The following is a 21,285-nucleotide window of genomic DNA, read 5'->3' as shown; positions in this document are numbered from 1 at the left end:
TTGATATCCCTTCGAAGGGCCCGATCTGTTCGCATCGGGGGCAGCGGCGATATGCTGTTTGCCCCCGGTGCCGGGTCACTCCCGCCACCTCTTGCCACGAGCGCGCCATGCCCCTTCAGGACTTCCATCCCGCCGTTGCCAACTGGTTCCGCCGAACCTTCCCTGCGCCCACCGAAGCGCAGGTGGCGGCGTGGCCGGCGATCCGCGCGGGTCGGCATGCCTTGGTGGCCGCGCCGACCGGCTCCGGTAAAACGTTCACCGCTTTTCTCGCCGCGCTCGACGGCCTGGTGCGCCAGGGCCTGCGGCCCGAAGGCCTGCCCGACGAGACCGTGGTGGTCTACGTCTCGCCGCTGAAGGCGCTGTCGAACGACATCCGCCTCAACCTCGAAGCGCCGCTCGCCGGCATCCGCGAAGAGCTGGCCGCGCTGGGCTTGCCCGACGTCGAGATCCGCAGCGCCGTGCGCACCGGCGACACGCCGCAGAAGGACCGCCAGCTCGCGCTGCGCCGGCCGCCGCACATCCTCGTCACCACGCCCGAGTCGCTCTACATCCTGCTGGGCTCGGCCTCGGGCCGCAAGATGCTCGGCACGGTGCGCGCGGTGATCGTCGACGAGATCCACGCCATCGCCGCCACCAAGCGCGGCAGCCACCTGGCGATCTCGCTCGAGCGGCTGCAGAACCTCAGCACCCACCCACTCACGCGCATCGGCCTGTCGGCCACGCAGAAACCGATCGACGAGGTGGCGCGCTTTCTCGTCGGCGCCGGGGCCGTCACCGACGGCGTGGCCGATTGCGAGATCGTCGACATCGGCTATGCCAAGCAGCGTGACCTCGCGCTCACGCTGCCGCCCACACCGCTGGGCGTCGTGATGTCGAACGACCAGTGGACGCAGGTCTACGAGATCGTGGCCGAGCTGGCCAGCGCGCACCGCACCACGCTGGTGTTCGTCAACACCCGCCGCATGGCCGAGCGCGCCACGCGCCACCTGGGCGAGCTGCTGGGCAAGGAGAGCGTGGCTGCGCACCACGGCAGCCTGGCGAAAGAGATCCGCCTCGATGCCGAGCAGCGCCTGAAGCGCGGCGAACTCAAGCTGCTGGTGGCCACTGCCTCGCTGGAGCTGGGGCTGGACATCGGCGATGTGGACCTCGTCTGCCAGCTCGGCTCGCCGCGTGCCATCGCCACCTTCCTGCAGCGCGCCGGCCGCTCCGGCCACGCGGTGGGCGGCGTGCCCAAGGCGCGGCTCTTCCCGCAGTCGCGCGACGAGCTGGTGGAGTGCGCGGCCCTGCTCGACTGCGTGCGCCGCGGGGAGCTCGACGCGCTGAGCGTGCTGCCCGCGCCGCTCGACGTGCTGGCCCAGCACATCGTGGCCGAGGTCGCCAGCACCGAGTGGGACGAAGACGAGCTCTTCGCGCTGATGCGCCGCGCCTGGCCGTATGCGCAGCTCAAGCGTGAAGACTTCAACGCCGTGGTGCGCATGCTGGCCGACGGCTTCAGCACCCGCAACGGCCAGCGCGCGAGCTACGTGCACCGCGACGCCGTGCACCACCGCCTGCGCGAGCGCAAGGGCGCGCGCCTGACCGCCCTCACCTCGGGCGGCGCCATCCCCGAGACGGCCGACTACACCGTGCTGCTCGAACCGCAGGCCGACAAGATCGGCACCGTGCACGAAGACTTTGCCGTCGAGAGCATCGCGGGCGACGTGTTCCAGCTCGGCAACACCAGCTACCGCATCCTGCGCGTCGAACCCGGCCGCGTGCGGGTGGAAGACGCGCACGGCGCCGCACCCAACATCCCGTTCTGGCTCGGCGAAGCACCGGGCCGCAGCGACGAGTTGTCGTTCGGCGTCTCGCGCCTGCGCGAAGAGGTGGCCACGTTGATCGCCTCGCAAGGCCCCGACGCCGCGACCGGCTGGCTCACCGGCACCCTTGGCCTGGACGCCGAGGCCGCGCGCCAGCTCGTCGACTACCTGGCGCGCGCGCTCGGCACGCTGGGCGCCGTGCCCACGCAAGACCGCATCGTGCTGGAGCGCTTCTTCGACGAATCGGGCGGCATGCAGCTGGTGGTGCATTCGCCCTACGGCAGCCGCCTCAACCGCGCCTGGGGCCTGGCGCTGCGCAAGCGCTTCTGCCGGCAGTTCAACTTCGAGCTGCAGGCCGCGGCCACCGAAGACGCGATCGTGCTGTCGCTCTCCACCAGCCACAGCTTCCCGCTGGAGGAGGTGTCGCGCTATCTGCACAGCAACACCGCGCTCGACGTGCTGGTGCAGGCCCTGCTGGACGCGCCGCTGTTCGGCGTGCGCTGGCGCTGGAACGCCACCACCGCGCTGGCCTTGCCGCGCTTCACCGGCGGGCGCAAAGTGGCGCCGCAGCTGCAGCGCATGAAGTCGGAAGACCTGCTCGCGAGCGTCTTCCCCGACCAGGTGGCCTGCGCCGAGAACCTGGCCGGCGAACGTGATGTGCCCGAGCACCCGCTGGTGGCGCAGACCATGTACGACTGCCTCTACGACGCGATGGACGCCGAGGGCTGGCTGCACCTGCTGCGTCGCATGGAAGCGGGGCAGGTGAGCATCGTGGCAAGAGACTTGCCGGCACCGTCGCCGCTGGCGGCCGAAGCCTTGAACGCGCGGCCCTACGCCTACCTCGACGACGCGCCCCTAGAAGAGCGCCGCACCCAGGCCGTGCAGAGCCGCCGCTACAGCGACCCCGACAGCCCGGACGACATGGGCCAGCTCGATGCCGAGGCGATTGCCGGTGTGCGCGAGGAGGCTTGGCCGCGGGCGCGCGGCGCGGATGAGATGCACGAGGCGCTGAGCGGGCTGGGGCTCGTCACGGCGGACGAGGTGTTCGGCAACGAAGGCTGGGCCGATTGGCTGAACGAGTTGGCGCAAGCTGGCCGGGCGACCTGTCTACAAATCGCCGTTCGGGCTGAGCCTGTCGAAGCCAGAGTGCAAAAGGAGGTGGGCCTGTGGGTCGTCGCCGAGCGCCTGTCGCAGGTCATCGACCTCTACCCCGGAGCCGAGACGCACCCGCCGATTGACATCCCCGCCGAATACGCCGACAAACCCGCCTCCCGCGAAGACGCCCTGCGCGACCTGCTGCGCGCGCGCCTGAGCGGCCTCGGCCCGATCACGGCGCCCGAGATCGCGCAGCAGCTCCAGTTGCAGCTCGCCGACATCGACCACGCCTTGCTCGCCCTGCAGGCCGAAGGCACGGTGATGCAAGGCAAGTTCACACCCAACGCGCAAAGCATCGAGTGGTGCGAGCGCCACCTGCTTGCGCGCATCCACCGCTACACGCTGAAGCGCCTGCGCCGCGAGATCGAGCCGGTGGAACCACGCGACTTCGTGCGCTTCCTCTTCGAGTGGCAGCACGTCGGCGCGACCAGTCGCGTCAGCGGCCCCGAGGCCTTGGCTGGCGTGCTCTCGCAGCTCGAAGGCTTCGAGGCCCCGGCCGCGATGTGGGAGGCCGAGCTGCTGCCCGCCCGCGTGAAAGACTATTCGTCGGCGTGGCTCGACGACCTGTGTACCGCCGGCCGCACGCTGTGGACGCGCCTGCGCCCGGTGGCCAGCGCCGGTGGGGGCGGTGGCTCGCTGCGGTCCACCCCCGTCGTGCTGCTGCCGCGCCGCAGCGCGCCGCTGTGGGGCCGCATCGCCCCGCCGCCGGCCGACGACGCGGCCCTGAGTTCGCGCACCCAGCGCGTAGCCACCTACCTGGCTGAGCACGGCGCTTCGTTCTTCGACGAGATCGCGCAAGGCGCCCGCCTGCTGCGCACCGAACTCGAAGACGCGCTCAGCGAGCTCGTGGTGCATGGCCGCGTCAACTGCGACAGCTATGCCGGCCTGCGTGCCCTGCTGGTGCCGGCAGGCAAGCGGGCTTCGGCGCATTCGTCGCGCCACCGCCGCCGCGTGGCGCTGTTCGGCATCGAGGATGCAGGCCGCTGGACGCTGATCCGCCAGCCCGCGCCGGCGAGCGCCGACGCGTCGACCGAGGCCATCGAGCACATCGCCCGCACGCTGCTGCGCCGCTACGGCGTGGTGTCGTGGCGCCTGCTGGAGCGCGAAGCCGCGTGGCTGCCTGCCTGGCGAGACATGGTGCGCGTGTACCGCCGGCTCGAAGCGCGCGGCGAGATCCGCGGCGGCCGCTTCATCTCCGGCCTGTCGGGCGAGCAGTTCGCGTTGCCCGACGCCATCGGCCTGATGCGCCAGGTGCGCCGCCAGCCGCCCGACGAGCACCTGGTGTGCCTGGCCGCCACCGACCCGGCCAACCTGCTCGGCACGCTGCTGCCTGGCGCCAAGGTGGCGCGCGTGGCCGGCTCGCGCGTGCTGTACCGCGGCGGCGTGCCCATCGCCACGAGCGTGAGCGGGCAGGTCGAGCTGCTGGTGGCCTTGAGCCCGGGTGAAGAGCGGGCCGCAGTGCGGGCGTTGGCGCTGGACCCGAACTTGCGTTTGCTGGAGATGGAGTCCGCGGCCGAGGCGTGAGGGTCACGAAAGGGCCAGGGCGCATCCGTCAGAATGGCCTTCGTCTCAGTCACGAAAGCCCGTCATGCCGAATCGCCTTTGCCTCGTCGCGCTCCTGGGCGTGCCGTTCTTCGCGGCCTGCTCGTCCCAGCAGTTCTACGGCTCCGGGCAGGAGTGGCAGCGCACCGAGTGCTACAAGATCAACGACCTGCAGGAGCGTAACCGCTGCCTGAAGAGCGCCAACACCTCGTACGAGGAATACCAGCGTCAGGCCGACGCTGCCAAGAACCCCAAATAGCTCAAGCAGCCTTGAACAGCGGCACGTGGCTGCCGCTCAGCACCTGGCTGGCGCGGGCGCGGATCACGTCCGTTGCCACGCGCATGGCGAACTGCACGGCGCGTTCGGGTTCTTCCCAGGCGTGGCCGCCCGACATGTTGACGTCGCGGAAGACTTCCACGGCCTCGGGCACGCCCCGCACCTGCTTCACCACCGCCGCGGCCGCATAGCCGCCACAGGCCACCTCGATGGCCCCCGCATAGATCTTGTAGTCCCCTACATCACGTTCATCGAAGTACATCGTTTGCTCCATATCGGCTGGCAGAGGCGGGACTATTGAGCGATCGAGGCGGCAAGACCATCGGCAAGATGGGGGACCCCCAAAGGGGGTGAAACCGATGTCCGGTTCCGACGGTGTTTTTCGTAGGGGAAGAGCCCTTGCCAGCCAGGCGCGCTGCGGCATAGTGGTCCCATGTACATCCTCAAGGCGCTCAAGGTTCTGCTCGTCGTGGAATTCGTGGCCGCGCTGGCGACCTTGGCCATCGTCGCCTACCGCGACGAGACCACCGCGCTGGGCATCTCCAACATCTCGACCATCGTTGCCATCGCGATCGGCTTGGTGGGCACCTTGATCAAGAATCGACCTCCCATGGGCGGCCTTGGCCCCATCGAGGCCGACATGGCCGCGTCGGTGGCCGACGACCCGAAGGGCGCGCGCTGGGCCCGCTACGACGACTATGTCGCCGGCCTCAGCTACGGCGTCATCCTGATCGTGGGCGCAGTGATCTGGCTGCTGATCACCGTTGGCTTCTACAACCTGCTGGTGTGAGTCGCCGGCGGCGATACGGCCTGATCACACCTCCCAATAGCCCGCCAGCGCTGCCTGGATGTGCTCGCGGTCGAGGGCGTGCTCATCCTCCTGTTCGCTGAGCCGAAGGTAGCCACGCACCACCTGTCGTTGCGCAGGCGTGAGCAAGGCGAACCGATCGGATGCGAAGGCCGTATGAGCGAGGGTGTAGGACAGATCGAACCCAAACGTCCCGTCCATGGCCGCCATCAGAAAGGCGGGTAGGTGAAAGCGCATTCCCTCTTCATCGAAGAACGAGAGGCTGCTGTAGTACCGGTTGAGCAGCTCCAGGCCGATGGCCCGCCAGTCGTGTTTCTCGTCCCTCTCGCGGTAGGCAGCGCAAGTCTTCTCATCGGCGTAGTCATCCAGCCCTTGCGCCTGGAGCAGGCCGATGCCATTCCCCAGCGCGACGCCCGCGAACGCTTCGATGGTGGCGAGCTTCAGGTCCTGCAGCACCTGGCCGCGCTTGGCAAGTTCAATCTGTTCGGCGATGACGCTTGGGTCGTAGCCGCGGGCCTTCATCTCTTCGACGTCAGATGCACTGGGGTATTTCAAGCCTTGTCCTCGCCATGCTTCAGGGCCCAGTCACTCGCCAGCAGCCCGTACAAGCCCGTGTCGGAGACCTCGCCGTTCACGATCCAGCGTTCGCGCAGGTGACCTTCCTTCTGGAAGCCCAGCCGCTCCAGCGTCTTGGCAGATGGCTGGTTGCGCGGGTCGATGTCGGCTTCGACGCGGTTCAGAGCCATCTCCGAGAAGCCATATGTGAGCAGAGCCTCCAGCGCCTCGTTGATGTAGCCCTGGCCCCAGGCCTCGTGACCCAGCGCATAACCGAGCTCCGCTCGCCGGCTTTGCTGCGACCAGTTGAAGAGCGAGCATTCGCCGATCAGCGTCTCGTCGTCACGGCGGACGACGCCGAGGCACACGTATTTGCCGGTGCTCATGGCGTCGATGTCCCTGGCGATCCGTTCGTGAGCCAACGAGATGCTCGACCACGCGCCCCGGGCCAGATACCGCGCGACGCGTGCATCGGAAAAGACGCCGAACAGGGCGGGTGCGTCCTGCTCGTTCAGCGGCCGCAGGAGCAGCCGCGTCGTGTTCAAGGCGAGCTGATGAAAGCTGGGCATGGAAGATGGTTCCGGCGGCGCGGTCAGTTCTGTTCGGTGGCCATGCCCGCGGCGAAGGCCACCACGAAGACGACGGCGATGAAGGCGAAGAAAACCAGCAGTGCGTACAGCAGCGGGCGACCCCAGCCTCTCTTCGCGTAATCGGTGCCGAAGCGCCGGGTGATGAATCGCACCTGGTCCCGCGCGCTGAGGCTGTACCACGCAATCAGCAGCCCGAGCCCTGCGCCTCGCGAGAGCAGGTCGATCTCTCGGGTGTCGGGGAGCACCATGCCGGCAGCTACCAGCAGCACGAAGAACGCGACGCTTCCCCAGACCCACTTCTTGGATTGCGCCGCCTTCTCCGTCTCACCCATCGCCTGCCAGTTCTTCATGTGCAGCATCGCGCCGAAGATCGGGCTCAACAGAAGGCTCCACCGCGCCGCGGCGCTCGGGTTCCACAGCCGTGGTGCTTCATTGCTCACCGGCACGACGGGTATGTCGTCGACATCGGCTTTCGGTGGGGCGTAGGGGTTGGTGCTCATGCGATTGGCGAGGGAGTTGAATGGCGCCGCGGTGACGGCCGGCTCAGTTCAGTTTGCCAGACGAGACCATCGCCTCGATGCGTCGCATGCCCGCGTGCTGCGATTCAAGCCCATGTTTGATTTGCGCAGAACCTAACCCGTTTTGCTTCGTTCCCAACAGCGCATGCCGCTGAAACACTGCCAGTCTTCGAATCCTTCGAGCTGGCATGTCCCCTGTGATTTCTCTTCAACGCCGCGTGACGCACGACGAGGGTTCGGCGGCGTGGGTGCGCGACGCCGTCGAGACGCTGGCTCTGCAGCTGCAGGCCACGGCCATCGAGCGTGACCGTGCCGGCGGCCATGCGGCGCATGAGCGTGAGCTGATCCGCCAGAGCGGCCTGCTGACGCTGACCATCCCCACCGAGCATGGCGGGCAGGGCGCCGATTGGCCGACGCTCTTCACATCGCTGCGGCGCCTGGCCGAGGCCGACAGCGCCCTGGCGCATCTGTTCGGCTTTCACCACCTGCAGCTGGCGGGTGTGCGCCTGTACGGCACGGCCGACCAGCAGTCGCGCCTGTTGCGCGACACGGTGGCGCAGGGCTGGTTCTGGGGCAATGCACTCAACCCGCTCGACAAGCGCCTGCTCGCCACGGAGGTCGATGGCGGCTATCTGCTCAACGGCATCAAGAGCTTTGCCTCGGGCTCGGTCGGTTCGGACCAGCTCACCGTCTCCGCCTGGCACGAGGCCTCGCAGACGCTGCTGATCGGCGCGGTTCCCACGCAGCGCGAAGGCGTGAGCGTGCAGGCCGATTGGGATGCCTTCGGCCAGAAGCAGACCGACAGCGGCAACGTGCGCTTCGACAACGTGCTGATCACCGACTTCGAGGTGCTGCAGGCGCCGCGCGCCGTGCCCACACCGCAAAGCACGCTGCGCTCGCAGGTGGCCCAGCTGGTGCTCGTCAACCTCTACCTTGGCATCGGGCTCGGCGCATTCAACGAGGCCCGGCGCTACAGCCGCGAAGAAGCGCGGCCGTGGATCAGCTCCGGCGTGGCGGTGTCGATCGACGACCCGTTCATCCAGCACCGCTACGGCGAGCTGTGGTTGCTGCTGCGCCCGGCCATAGCGCTGGCCGACCGGGCCGCGCAGCTGCTCGATGATGCCTTCCGCCGTGGCGCCGATCTCACCGCAGCCGAGCGTGGCGAGGTGGCGATTGCCGTAGCCGAAGCCAAGGTGCTGGCGCACCGCGCGGGCGTGGAAGTGAGCTCGCAGCTGTTCGAGCTGACCGGCGCGCGCTCCACCTCGGCGCGCCATGGGCTCGACCGCTTCTGGCGCAACGTGCGCGTGCACACCCTGCACGACCCCGTCGACTACAAGCTGCGCGACATCGGCCGCCATGTGCTGACCGGTGCGTGGCCCGAACCCACGTCGTACTCATGAGCACCGTCACCCCCATCGATCCTTCACCGCGCGTTGCGATCCGCCTGGACGGCGTGTCCAAGCGCTTCGTGCTGCCCAACAAACAGACGCTGGCCGCCGTGCGCAATGTCTCGCTGCAGGTGCGTGCCGGCGATGTGTTCGGCCTCATTGGCACCAGCGGCGCCGGCAAGTCCACGCTGCTGCGTCTGATCAACCGGCTCGAGCAGCCCGACGGCGGCCGCGTGTTCGTCGGCGAGCGCGAGATCACGGCGCTCGGCAAGGCCGAGCTGCGGCTGGCGCGGCAGTCGATGGGCATGGTGTTTCAGCAGTTCAACCTGTTGCAGAACGCGAGCGTGTTCGACAACGTGGCCTTCCCGCTGCGCATCCATGGCAAGCGCAGCCCCGGCGACATCTTTCGCCGCGTGCGCGAGTGCCTGCAGATCGTGGGCCTGCTCGACAAGGTCGACAGCTACCCGGCGCAACTCTCCGGCGGGCAGAAGCAGCGCGTGGCCATCGCCCGCGCGCTGGCCACCAACCCCGAGGTGCTGCTGTGCGACGAGCCCACCTCGGCGCTCGATTCCGAAACCACGCGCTCGGTGCTCGACACGCTGCGAGACATCAACCTGCGCCTGGGCGTGACCATCGTGATCGTCACGCATGAGCTCGCCGTGGTGCGCGCACTGTGCAAGCACGTGGCGGTGATGGAACACGGCGAGGTGGCCGAGCAGTTCGCGGTGGCCGAGCCGAGCTCGGTGCCACGCACGGCCCTGGGCCGTGAGCTCACACGGCAGATGGCGCAGGCCGATGCGCGTGAAGAGCTCGACCGGCTGGAGGCTGCGTATGCCTGATCTGTCGAACGTCGTCGCCATCCTGCCCGAGCTGTGGACGGCGACCGGCCAGACGCTGACCATGCTCGCCATTGGCCTGAGCGCCGCGGTGCTGATCGGCGGGCCACTCGGCGTGCTGCTCTTCCTGCTGGGGCCGGGGCAGTCGCTGGAGCGGCCGGCGCTGTTCGGCGTGCTGAACTGGTTCGTCAACACCGTGCGTTCCTTCCCTTTCATCATCCTGTTGGTCGCACTGGTGCCGTTCACGCGTGTGATCGCCGGTACCTCGATCGGGCCGGTGGCCGCTGCGGTGCCGCTGTCGTTCGCGGCGATTCCGTACTTCGCGCGCCTGGTCGAGCAGAACCTGCGCGAAGTGCCGCGCGGCGTGATCGAAGCGGCGCACGCCATGGGCGCGAGCGAGCTGCAGATCGTGCTGCGCGTGTTGCTGGTCGAGGCACGCTCGGGCCTGGTGCTCGCGCTCACGGTGCTGGCCATCAGCTTTCTCTCGTACTCGGCGGTGGCCGGCGTGGTGGGCGGTGGCGGCATCGGCGACCTGGCCATCCGCTACGGCTACTACCGCTTCCAGACCGACGTGATGGTGCTCACCGTGGCGCTGCTGATCGTGCTGGTGCAGATCATCCAGTTCACCGGCAACCGCCTGGCGCGCCGGTTGGACAAGCGATAGCCATGAACACCACCCACCGTTCAGTCTGAGGTATCGAAGGCCCGCGCAAGGCTTCGATACCTCAGCCCGAACGGGAGTGGTGGACGAACACAGAACTCAACAAGGAAACACGCCATGTCACTCACTCGCCGCTCGCTCATCGCCTTGTCCCTCGCAGCCGTCTTCTTCACCGCCCATGCGCAAGAGAAGAAGGAACTCGTCTTCGGCGCCACCGCCGGCCCGTACGCCGACCAGATCAAGCTCGGCATCAAGCCCCTGCTCGAGAAGAAGGGCTACACGGTGAAGGTGGTCGAGTTCAACGACTACATCCAGCCCAACCACGCGCTCGCGCAGGGGGCGCTCGATGCCAATGCCTTCCAGCATATCGTCTACCTGACCAAGTTCGCGGCAGAGAACAAGCTCGCGATCAGTGAGCTGATCAAGGTACCCACCGCGCCCATTGCGCTCTACAGCCACAAGCACAAGACGCTGGACGTGAAAGAGGGCGCCGTGGTCGCGCTGCCGAACGACCCGACCAACGCTGCACGCGCGCTGGTGGTGCTGCAGGAGCTGGGTTGGGTGAAGTTGAAAGACGGCACCGACCCGATCCGCGCGAGCGAGAAAGACGTGGCCGTCAACATCAAGAAGATCAAACTCGTACCGATCGAGGCCGCACAGCTGCCGCGCTCGCTGGCCGATACCGACTACTCCTTCGTCAACGGCAATTTCGCGCTCGCCTCGGGCCTCAAGATCACCGAAGCACTGGCACTGGAGAAGACAGGCCCGACCTACCAGAACGTGGTGGCCGTGCGCACCGCCGACAAAGACAAGCCCTGGGTGAAAGACATTGCCGACGCCTACCGCTCGCGCGAGTTCCTGGCCGTCACCGAGAAGAGCTTTGCCGGTTTCGTGAAGACCGATTACCAGCAGGCCCTGCTGGCTGCCAGCGCCAAGTAAGCGGGTCATGAAGAAGGCCATCCGCTTCAATGCGTTCCAGATGAACGCGGCCTCGCACCAGTCGCCGGGGCTGTGGCGGCACCCGCGTGACCGCTCGCACCAGTACACCGACCCGGACCACTGGGTCGAGCTTGCGAAGCTGCTGGAGAAGGGCCTGTTCGACGGCGTGTTCCTGGCCGACGTGCTGGGCGTGTACGACGTGTTCGACGGGTCGGCCGATGCCGCGCTGCGCCACGGCATCCAGGTGCCGCTGAACGACCCGCTCGCGCTGGTGCCGCTGATGGCCGGTGTGACCGAGCACCTGGGCTTCGGCGTGACGTGCGCGCTGACCTACGAGCACCCGTATTCGTTCGCGCGCCGCATCAGCACACTCGACCACCTGACGCGCGGCCGCATCGGCTGGAACATCGTCACCGGCTACCTCGACAGCGCAGCGCGCAACCTCGGCCTGCCGCGGCGCGCCCACGACGACCGCTACGACCAGGCCGACGAGTACATGGACGTGGTCTACAAGCTGTGGGAGCACAGCTGGGAAGACGATGCCGTGCAGCGCAACCGCGCCACCGGCGTCTACGCCGATCCGAAGAAGGTGCACCCCATCCGACACCACGGCGAGCACTACCAGGTGCCCGGCTTCCACCTCAGCGAGCCCTCGCCGCAGCGCACGCCGGTGCTGTACCAGGCCGGCACCTCGTCGCGCGGCAAGGCCTTTGCGGCCAAGCATGCCGAGTGCGTGTTCGTGAGCGGCCCCAGCAAGGCGGTGATCGCGCGCTACGTGACCGACCTGCGCCAGGCCGTGGTCAAGGCCGGGCGCGACCCGAAGAGCCTGCTGATCTACGCGCAGGCCCTGGTGATCACCGGCGACACCGAGGCCGAGGCACAAGCCAAGCGCGCCGACTACGAAAAGCACATCGACATCGAAGCCTCGCTGGCACTGCTCTCGGGCTGGACCGACGTGGACTTCAGCCGCTACCCGCTCGACGCGACCATCGAATACATCGACACCGATGCCGGCCGCGCCGCGCTTGCGTCCTTCAGCCAGGCCGACCCGAACCGCAGATGGACGGTGGGCGAGGCCGCCCGCTTCATCGGCCTCGGCGGCCGCGGCCCGGTGATCACCGGCGACGCGAAGCAGGTGGCGAGCGAACTCGAGAGCTGGGTCGACGAGACCGGCATCGACGGCTTCAACCTCACCTTCGCACTGGCCCACGAGACGATGCGCGACGTGGTGACGCACGTGGTGCCCGAGCTGCAACGCCGTGGCCGCTACCGCAGCGAGTACCCGCAGGGCACGCTGCGCAGCAAGCTGTTCCGCCAGGGCGCGCGCTTGCCGGCGAACCATGCGGGGCGGCTGGTTCGCATCGATGCCGAGCCTGCTGCCAAGGTCTTGGAGGTCTCCGTTGCTTGAACGCCTCTTCGATTTCTTCTTGAAAAAGCTCCAAAGAAAGCCCATGAAAAAAACATCAACACGCCGCGCAGCACTGCTGTTCGCAGCCGCCGCGCTCACCCTCTCCACCACGCTGGCCCACGCCCGAGAGACGGTGCGCATCAGCTTCCAGCGTTCCTCCACACTGCTCACCCTGATCAAGCAAAACGGCACGCTAGAAAAGAAGCTCACTCCGCTCGGTTACGACGTCAGCTGGCACGAACTCAACGGCAACGCACTGCTCACCGCGCTGAACACCGGCAGCGTCGACATCCATGCCGACGTGGCCGATGCCTACGCGCTGTTCACGCAGGCGGCCAATGCGCCGCTCACCTACATCGCGAAGGAAACCTCGGCGCCCACCGCCCAGGCGGTGCTCGTGCCGGTTGGCTCGCCGATCCAGAAGGTGGCTGATCTCAAGGGCAAGCGCGTCGCGGTGCTCAAGGGCTCGGGCGCGCACTACCTGCTGCTCACTGCGCTGAAGCAGGCCGGCCTGAAGGCGAGCGACATCGACTTGCGCTTCCTCGAGCCGCAAGACGGCACCACCGCATTCGCCAGCGGCGTGGTCGACGCGCTCTCGGTGTGGGACCCCCTGCTCGCCGTGCAACTGAAAGACGGCAAGAACCGCGTGCTGATCGACGGCCGCGGCGATGGGCGCACCCCGCTCGTCGAATACAGCCGCTACTACACCGCCACCACCAGTTTCGCGAAGGCGCACCCCGAGGTGCTGAAGGTGGTGTTCGACGAACTGCAGGCCACCGGCCAATGGGTCAAGGCCAACCCGAAAGAAGCGGCCGAGCGCTTGTCGCCAATCTGGGGCAACGTGCCTGCCGCCACCATCGAGCAGGTGAATGCGCGCCGCAGCTACGCCATCGTGCCGGTGCAGCGCGAAGCGCTGGCCGAGTCGCAGCGCATTGCCGACACCTTCCGCGAGGCCGCGCTGATCCCGCGCGACCTCAAAGCCGCTGACATCGCCATCTGGTCGCCGGTGCAGCCATGAAGCGCCGCCACCTGCTCCAGTGGGCCGCCGCCAGCGGCAGCACCCTCGCCCTGCCCACGCTGCGAGCCGCCGATGCCTTGAAGGAAGTGCGCCTCGACTACGCCTACTACTCGCCCACCAGCCTGGTGCTGCGCCGCTTCGGCTGGCTCGAAGACGAGCTGAAGCGCGACGGCATCAACGTCAAGTGGACGCTCAGCGCCGGCAGCAACCGCGCGCTCGAATACCTGAACAGCAACAGCGTCGACATCGCGTCGAGCGCCGGCCTGGCCGCATTGCTGTCCAAGGCCAACGGCAACCCGATCAAGACGCCGTACATCTTCTCTCGCCCCGAGTGGACGGCGCTGGTCGTGCCCAAGGACTCACCGATCAAGACGCTCAAGGACCTGAAGGGCAAGAAGATCGCCGCCACCAAGGGCACCGACCCTTATCTCTTCCTGCTGCGCGCGCTGCACACCGTGGGCCTGAAGCGCAGCGACATCGAGCACGTGGCCTTGCAGCATGCCGATGGCCGCACCGCGCTGGAGCAGGGCCGCGTCGACGCCTGGGCCGGGCTCGACCCGCTGATGGCCGCGGCCGAGCTGGAGTCGGGTGCCCGGCTGCTGTACCGCAACGTGGCGTTCAACACCTACGGCTTCCTCAACGTGCGTGAAGACTTCCTGTCGAAGCGCCCGAACGAAGTGCGGCGTGTCATCGCCGCCTACGAGCGGGCGCGGCTGTGGACTCTCGCGAATACCAGCGAGGCCGCGAAGATCCTGTCCGAAGAGGCCAAGGTCTCGCTGCCGGTGGCGCTGCTGCAGATCAAGGCGCGCACCGACCTCAGCAACCCGGTGCCGTCGAGCGAGCACGTGAAGGCGCTGCAATCGGCATCACCGATCCTGCTCGACGAAGCGCTCGTGAAGCCCGGTACTGATCTGAACAAGGTCGTCACCGATCTCGTCGATACCCAGTTCTCGCGCAGTCTCCAAGCGAAAGCCTGATGTCGGCCGACCCGCGCCTCTTGCTGCCGCGCACCTCGGCACCGCTGCCCACAAGGCCGGCGGTGCGCATCCGTGCCGCGGCAGCACCTCGTGCATGGCTCGGTGCGGTGGTGCCGCTGTCGGTGTTGTTGCTGCTGGAGGTGGCCTCGCGCGCCGGCTGGGTCGCGGCGAACCTGTTGCCGCCACCGAGCGAGGTGCTGAACACGTTGTGGTGGCTGTTGCAGCAGGGCAGCCTGCTGTCGCACGTGGTGGCCAGCACGGCGCGTGTGCTGACGGGCTTTGCGATCGGCGCCGTGCTGGCGTTGAGCGTCGGCGCACTGGTGGGTCTGAGCCACCGCGCGGAGCGCCTGCTTGATCCGAGCTTCCAAGCCTTGCGCGCGATCCCCTCGCTGGCTTGGGTGCCGTTGCTCTTGCTGTGGCTGGGCATCGATGAGTCACCCAAGCTCGTGCTGATCGCGATCGGCGCTTTTTTTCCGGTCTACATGGGCGTGGCCGCGGGCTTTCGCGATGTCGATCGCAAGCTGGTCGAGGTGGCACGGATGGCGGGGTTGTCGTCGTTGTCGCTGGTGCGGCGGGTGCTCCTGCCGGCGGCGATGCCGTCGGTGATGACGGGGTTGAGGAATGGGTTGAGTCTGGCTTGGATGTTCATGGTGGCGGCGGAGCTCATCGCCGCTACGCGGGGGCTTGGTTATTTGCTGACGGATGGGAGGGAGACGGGGAGGGCGGACATTGTGCTCGCTGCGATCGTGCTGCTGGCGTTGCTGGGGAAGGTGAGTGATTCGGGGATGGTGTTTGTTGAGCGGCGGTGGCTGTCTTGGCGCGACACGTTTGATTCGCGTGGGTGAGGGGTCTTTTGTTCCGCTTTTGCGTGTCTCTTGTTCACTGCGTGAGGCCGCGCCGGGATGTCGCCCCGGCAGGCGACCTACTTTCTTGTATCGACAAGAAAGTAGGCAAAGAAGCGACCCCTGCCGACTCGGCCCTTGCTGCGCAAGGGCTGCCCCGCGCTGCTCGGTCTTTGCAGCTCGCGCCAAACTCGCTTTGTTCGCTGCGCTCACGCCACTCAGACAAACGTCGCGAAGGCAGATTACGAAGCGTGCTGCGCACGCAGCTGCAAAGCCCTGTGCTGCTCAGCTCGTCCGAAGGGGGAGACGAACACCAGACCCGGCTCGCTTCGCATCGGCTGGATGACGCATCGCTTCGCTCGCGCCCGATGCGAAGCGAGGTGGAGGGAAGTTGCGAAGCAACGACCTGTATTGCTCTTGGGCCCCGTGGGTGGCGTCGAGGAGCGCAGGGCTTTGGGGCCGCGCGCGATAGCGCGCTTCGTCAACTGACTTCGCGCCGTTTGTCTGAGCGCAGCGGCCGCAGGCCGCGAAGCGAGTTTGGCGCGGGCCCCAGAGCACGAGCACCGCAGAGCAGTCGGCCACAGGCCGACCGCCACCGTCGGGTCCCCCTTTCTTTGGTGACTTTCTTTCGGGGAAGCGAAAGAAAGTTACTGCCCTGTCGGGGGCATATCCCGACACGGCCTCACGCCAGTGAACATGGCCACGACAAAGCGAGGCTTCGATACCCCAGCCCGAATAGCAAGTGACAACCCCATGCTGACCCTCCATCTCCCAAACAAAAAGTTCACCACCAAGCTGGTCCTCCAAAACATCCGCCTCCACATCAGCTCAGGTGAGATCGTCACCTTGGTAGGCGCCAGCGGCTGCGGCAAAAGCACGCTCTTGCGCGTGATCGCCGGCCTCGACACCGCCCACGACGGCGAAGTGCTGCTCCAAGGCCAGCGCCTGCAAGGCCCCACCAGAGACATCCGCTTCATCTTCCAGGAACCCCGCCTCTTCCCCTGGCTCACCGTCGCCCAAAACATCGCCTTCGACCTGAACGACAACAAACACGACAACCCACGCGTCACAGAGCTCCTGCGCGAAGTCGGCCTCGAAGGCCTGGGCAACGCCCTGCCCAAGCAGCTCTCCGGCGGCCAGGCCCAGCGCGTCGCCATCGCCCGCGGCCTCTTCACGCAACCGTCACTGCTGCTGCTCGACGAACCCTTCTCCGCCGTCGATGCGTTCACGCGCATGAAGCTGCAGGACCTGCTGCTGCAGCTGGCACACACGCACGGCGTGACGGTGCTGATGGTCACGCACGACATCGGCGAGGCGGTGCACCTGAGCGACCGCGTGCTGGTGATGGACGCCAACCCGGGCACCGTGCGTGCCGACCTGCCCATCGACCTGCCGCGACCGCGCGAACGCGAGCACGCCGATGCGGCTTTTTTCACCACCCGTGTGCGCCAGGCCTTGCATGCCGCGCACGCGTTCTGATCTCACCGAGGACTTTCATTCATGCTGCTGCCCACCCGTTTTATCTCCATCGCCACGCTGGCACTCTCCGCATTTGCCGCCCTCAGCGCACACGCGCAAGACGTCATCAAGGTCGCCGTCACCGCCGGCCCGCACGCGCAGATCGCCGAGGTGGCGAAGAAGGTCGCCGAACGCGACGGGCTGAAGCTGCAGATTGTCGAGTTCAACGACTACATCCAGCCCAATGCCGCGCTCGATGCGGGCGACGTGCAGGCCAACAGCTACCAGCACCTGCCTTTCCTGCAGTCGCAGATCCAGGCGCGCGGCTACAAGATCAGCGCGGTGGGCGAGACCGTCACCTTCCCGATGGGCTTCTATTCGAAGAAGTTCAAGTCGCTGGCCGATCTGCCCAAGGGCGCGAAGGTCGGCATCCAGAACGACCCGTCGAACAGCGGGCGGGCGCTGTCGCTGCTGCAGAAGTACGGCGTCATCAAGCTCAAGCCCACGGCCGGCATCAGCGCCACCGTGCTCGACGTGACCGAGAACGTCAAGGGCATCCAGCTCGTGCAGATCGAGGCCGCGCAGCTGCCGCGCTCGCTCGACGACCTCGACGCGAGCGCCATCAACACCAACTACGCGGTGCAGGCCAACCTGGTGCCCACGCGCGATGCGATTGCGATCGAAGACGCGAAGAGTCCGTATGCCAACCTCATTGCCGTGCGCACGCAAGACGCGGGCAAGCCCTGGGTCGCGAAGTTGGTGAAGGCCTTTCAGTCGCCCGAGGTGAAGACCTTCGTGCAGGCCAACTTCAGCGGCTCGATGGTGCCGGCGTTCTAGACCCGAGCATCTTGCGATCGGAGCGCCGGAAGTCTCTCGGCGAGCAACCGATATCGCGCTGGAAGGTGCGGATGAAGTTCGAGAGATCGGCCCACCCAGCCTCGTAGGCCACGCTGGTGACGGGCAGGGCACTGTCGCGCAGCAACTCCACAGCGCGCAGCAGCCGCAGGCGGATCAGGTACTGGTGCGGCGTGACGCCCATGCTGTGGCGAAACGTGCGCATCAGGTGGAATGAACCGAGGCCCACGGCGGCGGCCACTTCGTCCAGTGACAAGGGCTCCGCCGCATGGTTTTCGATGTGGCGCGCGGCGGCCAAGGCGCGCTCGCTTTGTGCAGCAGCGGGCGATGGGGCCGAGTCGTCATTCAGCGTGCGCTGAACGGCACCGACCACCGCGAGCGCCGTCTCTTCGAGCGCAAAGCCTTCGTCGCCGTCGGCGAGCAGCGTCTTCAGCAGCGCGGCCACGCGCGGCATCGGCGGCAGGCTGGCGCGGCGGAACACCGTGCCCGTGTGGCGCTGGCCGAGCGCGCTCTGCAGCTCGTCCATGCGCTGCGCCGAAATGCCGAGCACGGCGCAATCGTCGCCTTGCCCATCGTTGTGCTCGTGCGAGCAGGTGTAGCCCTCACCGTCGTTGGCGAGCATGAGCCAGCCCGGGCTCAACACGGCCTGGCCAGCCGGGCTGCGGTAGGTGAACACGCCGCGCTCCACCAGCGTGACCGAGAACGTCTGGTGCTGCTCGTCCACCGGCCGGGCATGGCGACCTGCACGGCACTGGCAGCGCGTGAGGCGCAGGCCAGTGTCGCGCTGGAGCGGGCGGTACGCGCGGTCGGCAGAAGGTGACGAAGCAGCGGCAGGCATGGGGCTCAGAACGGGGTTTGCAGCCATGTTAGTGGAAGACCGACAGCAGTTTTCTCCAAGTTTTTGCCACCCACCGTCCGCAGACTGGCGCCTCCACATCACCGGAGAGCATCAGCATGAACCAGCAGCAATTCGAGGCCAAGCGCCATTTCGTTGACACCCCCTCGGGCCGCATCGCCTATGTCGAGCACGGCAGCGGGCCCGTGGCGCTCTTCGTGCACGGCGTGCTCGTCAACGGCTACCTGTGGCGCCACCAGCTGAGCGAGTTGGCGTCGGTGCGGCGCTGCATCGCCATCGACCTGCTGGCCCATGGCGCGACCGAGATCAGCGCCCACCAGAACGTGTCGTCGACGGCCAACGCGCTGATGCTGCGGCAGTTTCTGGATGCGCTGAAGATCGACCGCGTCGACCTGGTCGGCAACGATGGCGGTGGCGGCATGGCGCAGATCTTCGCGGCACTCAACCCCGAGCGCGTGCGCAGCCTCACGCTCACCGACTGCGACACCCACGACAACTGGCCACCCGAAGCGTTCAAGCCATTTCTCGCACTGTCGGCAGGCGGCGGGCTGAGCGCTGCGCTGAACGCGATGCTTGCGGACAAAGCCGTCTACCGCTCGCCCGGCGCTCTCGGGCCGGCCTATGAAGACCCCGCCGGCGTGAGCGACGAGACGATCGAGATCTACCTGCGGCCGCATCTGGCCAGCGCCCAGCGCACGCGCGACCTGGAGCGCTTTCTCGCCGCCTTCGATTGCGCCGACACCGTGATGATCGAATCGCAACTCAAGGACCTGAAAGCCCCCACCCTCATCGTGTGGGGGACCGACGATGTCTACTTCGACGCTCGCTGGTCGCGCTGGCTGGAGAAGACGATTCCGGGCACGCGCCGGCGCACCGAGTTCGACGGCGCCAGGCTCTTCTTCCCAGAAGAGCGCTGGGCTGAATTCAACGCTGAACTGCGTGAACATTGGGCACAGGCTGCGGCCTGACCCGTGACACCCGAACGGAAAGGTCTCATGCGCATGCGCCGCTCTCGCTTCATCGCCGCTTTCGCTTTTGTTTTCACCCTCACGTGCGCGTTCACGTGTCTTCAACCCGCCGTGGCCGCCGAGCCGGGCAAAGCCGGCGCGAGCGCAGCCCTCGCCGCGCTCGCAGACACGTACTACGAAGCCCAGGCGCGCCTCGACCCGCTGTACTCCGCCACGCTGGCCGGCGACAACCGCTTCGACGACCAGCTGCCTGTCACCATCTCGCCGGCGCATCGCAAGAAGCGCTTCGCGATGTACCACCATGTGCAGCGCCAACTCGCGGCGATCGACCGCGCGGGCTTGAGCGCAGCCGATGCATTGACCTACGACCTGCTGGCGCGAGACCTGCGCACGCGCATCGGCTTCGAAGACTTCAACGACCACCTGCTGCCGCTTGAGCAACTGGGTTCCGTGCCGGTGCTGCTGGCCACGCTCGGCGGCGGGCAGGGCGAGCAGCTGATCAAGACGGTGGCCGAACACGAGGCCTACCTGAAGCGCATCTCGAAGTTGCCGGCGTGGACCGTGCAGGCCATCGTGAACATGCGCGCCGGCATGAGGCGGGGCATCGTGCGGCCCAAGGCCGTGGTGACGGCGACGCTGACGCAGCTGCGCACGCTCGGCGCAGAGAACGCGGAAGACAGCCCCTACTACGCGCCCATCAAGAACCTGCCGGCTTCGTTCTCCAACGCCGATCGCGAGCGCCTGACGCGTGGCTACCGCGATGCCATCGAGAAACGCATCGCCCCAGCCATGCGCAAGCTCGCCACCTTCGTCGAGAACGAGTACCTGCCCGCGAGCAGCGAGACCGCCGGCTGGGGCGCGCTGCCGAACGGCGCCGCGTGGTACCGCCAGTGGGTGCGCGACCAGACCACCACCGAGCTGAGCCCCGAAGAGATCCATGCAATCGGACTGAAGGACGTCGAGCGCATCCATGGCGAGCTGGCGAAGGTGGCGCCGCAGCTGGGCTACGAGGGCGACCCGCGCCAGCTGCTGACGTGGGTGAGTGCGAACAAGAAGTTCCAGCCCTTCACCAGCGAGGCCGAGATCCTCTATGCGTTTCGCGCGGTCAACGAGAAGGTGAAGCCGCAGTTGCCGCAGCTCTTCGGCCGCGTGCCGAAGGCGGCGCTGGAGATTCGCCCCGAGCCCGAGCTCACCAAGGCCACAGCGTCCGACCACTACTCGCTGCCGGCCGAAGACGGCTCGCGGCCCGGCACCTTCTGGGCGGTGATCAACGACCCGACGACGTACGACTCGACCACGATGACGACGCTCTTCCTGCACGAAGGGCAGCCGGGCCACCATTTTCAGCTGGCGATCCAGCAGGAGCTGAGCTTGCCGAAGTTCCGCAAGCGCACCTGGATCAACGCCTATGGCGAGGGTTGGGCGCTGTACGCCGAGACGCTGGGCCGCGAGATGGGGCTGTACGAGAACCCGGTGGCGTACGTGGGCCACCTGCGGCTGGAGATCTTCCGCGCGGCCCGCCTGGTGGTCGACACCGGCCTGCATGCCAAGGGCTGGAGCCGCGACCAGGCGGTGACCTACCTGATGGAGAACGTCGGCTTCACCGAGAAGCAGTCACGCAACCAGATCGACCGCTACATGGCCTGGCCCGGGCAGGCGCTGGGCTACAAGCTCGGCTCGCTGAAGATCCAGGAACTGCGTGACCGCGCGAAGCAGAAGCTGGGCGACAAGTTCAGCATCGCGGCCTTCCACGACGCGGTGCTGGCCGAAGGCGGGCTGCCGCTCTCGCTGCTCGACGCGCACATCGATCGCTGGATCGCGAGCCGTCAGTAGCC

At 67.3% G+C, this 21,285-nt stretch carries 20 protein-coding genes; 15 read left to right on the top strand and 5 right to left on the bottom strand.

The window, feature by feature from the left end:
* Positions 1 to 107: 107 nt before the first annotated feature.
* Positions 108 to 4,478, top strand: coding sequence for a DEAD/DEAH box helicase (locus tag AC1DYS_RS27260; protein ID WP_477904701.1), 4,371 nt, complete (start codon positions 108 to 110; stop codon positions 4,476 to 4,478).
* Between the two features lie 64 nt (positions 4,479 to 4,542).
* A complete protein-coding gene (locus AC1DYS_RS27255; protein WP_477904700.1) occupies positions 4,543 to 4,755 on the top strand; it encodes a hypothetical protein in 213 nt (70 codons plus the stop codon).
* Between the two features lies 1 nt (position 4,756).
* Here the strand turns inward: AC1DYS_RS27255 and AC1DYS_RS27250 are convergent, their stop codons facing one another.
* Entirely contained in the window at positions 4,757 to 5,035 is a 279-nt protein-coding gene (locus tag AC1DYS_RS27250) for a hypothetical protein (protein ID WP_477904699.1), read from the bottom strand.
* Between the two features lie 171 nt (positions 5,036 to 5,206).
* Between AC1DYS_RS27250 and AC1DYS_RS27245 the strand changes: the two genes are divergently transcribed.
* Positions 5,207 to 5,563 carry a hypothetical protein gene (locus AC1DYS_RS27245; protein WP_477904698.1) on the top strand — a complete coding sequence of 119 codons (357 nt, stop codon included), beginning with the start codon at positions 5,207 to 5,209 and terminating at the stop codon, positions 5,561 to 5,563.
* A 24-nt stretch (positions 5,564 to 5,587) separates the two neighbouring features.
* Here the strand turns inward: AC1DYS_RS27245 and AC1DYS_RS27240 are convergent, their stop codons facing one another.
* From AC1DYS_RS27240 to AC1DYS_RS27230, 3 genes are read right to left on the bottom strand one after another with little or no spacing between them, the layout of a single operon-like run.
* Entirely contained in the window at positions 5,588 to 6,103 is a 516-nt protein-coding gene (locus tag AC1DYS_RS27240; RefSeq protein WP_477904697.1) for a DUF6714 family protein, read from the bottom strand.
* Between the two features lie 29 nt (positions 6,104 to 6,132).
* The gene (locus AC1DYS_RS27235; RefSeq protein ID WP_477904696.1) at positions 6,133 to 6,705 is read right to left on the bottom strand and encodes a GNAT family N-acetyltransferase; all 573 of its coding nucleotides are present in this window, start codon (positions 6,703 to 6,705) and stop codon (positions 6,133 to 6,135) included.
* Positions 6,706 to 6,728: 23 nt separating this feature from the next.
* Complete coding sequence (locus AC1DYS_RS27230; RefSeq protein WP_477904695.1) at positions 6,729 to 7,226, bottom strand: hypothetical protein; 498 nt, start codon at positions 7,224 to 7,226, stop codon at positions 6,729 to 6,731.
* Between the two features lie 206 nt (positions 7,227 to 7,432).
* Here AC1DYS_RS27230 and AC1DYS_RS27225 point away from each other — a divergent pair, with 206 nt between their 5' ends.
* From AC1DYS_RS27225 to AC1DYS_RS27180, 10 genes are all read left to right on the top strand, one after another.
* Entirely contained in the window at positions 7,433 to 8,644 is a 1,212-nt protein-coding gene (locus tag AC1DYS_RS27225; RefSeq protein WP_477904694.1) for an acyl-CoA dehydrogenase family protein, read from the top strand.
* Entirely contained in the window at positions 8,641 to 9,471 is an 831-nt protein-coding gene (locus AC1DYS_RS27220) for a methionine ABC transporter ATP-binding protein (protein WP_477904693.1), read from the top strand. Before AC1DYS_RS27225 ends, AC1DYS_RS27220 begins: the two co-directional genes overlap by 4 nt.
* Complete coding sequence (locus AC1DYS_RS27215) at positions 9,464 to 10,132, top strand: methionine ABC transporter permease (protein ID WP_477904692.1); 669 nt, start codon at positions 9,464 to 9,466, stop codon at positions 10,130 to 10,132. Before AC1DYS_RS27220 ends, AC1DYS_RS27215 begins: the two co-directional genes overlap by 8 nt.
* A 114-nt stretch (positions 10,133 to 10,246) precedes the next feature.
* Positions 10,247 to 11,068 carry a MetQ/NlpA family ABC transporter substrate-binding protein gene (locus AC1DYS_RS27210; protein ID WP_477904691.1) on the top strand — a complete coding sequence of 274 codons (822 nt, stop codon included), beginning with the start codon at positions 10,247 to 10,249 and terminating at the stop codon, positions 11,066 to 11,068.
* A 7-nt stretch (positions 11,069 to 11,075) separates the two neighbouring features.
* Positions 11,076 to 12,476, top strand: coding sequence for an LLM class flavin-dependent oxidoreductase (locus tag AC1DYS_RS27205; RefSeq protein WP_477904690.1), 1,401 nt, complete (start codon positions 11,076 to 11,078; stop codon positions 12,474 to 12,476).
* Positions 12,477 to 12,519: 43 nt separating this feature from the next.
* Positions 12,520 to 13,494, top strand: coding sequence for an aliphatic sulfonate ABC transporter substrate-binding protein (locus AC1DYS_RS27200; RefSeq protein ID WP_477904689.1), 975 nt, complete (start codon positions 12,520 to 12,522; stop codon positions 13,492 to 13,494).
* Positions 13,491 to 14,471, top strand: coding sequence for an aliphatic sulfonate ABC transporter substrate-binding protein (locus AC1DYS_RS27195; protein WP_477904688.1), 981 nt, complete (start codon positions 13,491 to 13,493; stop codon positions 14,469 to 14,471). The genes AC1DYS_RS27200 and AC1DYS_RS27195 overlap by 4 nt, the downstream gene beginning before the upstream one ends.
* Positions 14,471 to 15,316 carry an ABC transporter permease gene (locus AC1DYS_RS27190; RefSeq protein ID WP_477904687.1) on the top strand — a complete coding sequence of 282 codons (846 nt, stop codon included), beginning with the start codon at positions 14,471 to 14,473 and terminating at the stop codon, positions 15,314 to 15,316. Before AC1DYS_RS27195 ends, AC1DYS_RS27190 begins: the two co-directional genes overlap by 1 nt.
* A 750-nt stretch (positions 15,317 to 16,066) precedes the next feature.
* A complete protein-coding gene (locus AC1DYS_RS27185; RefSeq protein ID WP_477904686.1) occupies positions 16,067 to 16,792 on the top strand; it encodes an ABC transporter ATP-binding protein in 726 nt (241 codons plus the stop codon).
* Positions 16,793 to 16,813: 21 nt separating this feature from the next.
* Positions 16,814 to 17,608 (top strand): MetQ/NlpA family ABC transporter substrate-binding protein, encoded by a 795-nt coding sequence (locus AC1DYS_RS27180; protein WP_477904685.1) that lies wholly within the window; start codon positions 16,814 to 16,816, stop codon positions 17,606 to 17,608.
* On the opposite strand, the gene AC1DYS_RS27175 is transcribed toward AC1DYS_RS27180, so the two are convergent.
* Positions 17,580 to 18,464: a helix-turn-helix transcriptional regulator gene (locus AC1DYS_RS27175; protein WP_477904684.1), complete on the bottom strand. Its 885-nt coding sequence runs from the start codon at positions 18,462 to 18,464 to the stop codon at positions 17,580 to 17,582. The genes AC1DYS_RS27180 and AC1DYS_RS27175 overlap by 29 nt on opposite strands.
* Positions 18,465 to 18,580: 116 nt before the next feature.
* Between AC1DYS_RS27175 and AC1DYS_RS27170 the strand changes: the two genes are divergently transcribed.
* Together AC1DYS_RS27170 and AC1DYS_RS27165 are read left to right on the top strand one after the other, a co-directional pair.
* Entirely contained in the window at positions 18,581 to 19,450 is an 870-nt protein-coding gene (locus AC1DYS_RS27170) for an alpha/beta fold hydrolase (protein WP_477904683.1), read from the top strand.
* 27 nt (positions 19,451 to 19,477) lie between these two features.
* Entirely contained in the window at positions 19,478 to 21,283 is a 1,806-nt protein-coding gene (locus AC1DYS_RS27165) for a DUF885 domain-containing protein (protein ID WP_477904682.1), read from the top strand.
* The last annotated feature ends 2 nt before the right edge of the window (positions 21,284 to 21,285 follow it).

It is taken from the genome of Rhizobacter sp. P2_G4 (assembly GCF_056403575.1).
The sequence above is the reverse complement of the archived record's forward strand: the minus strand, read 5'-3'. Positions and strand labels throughout refer to the sequence as shown.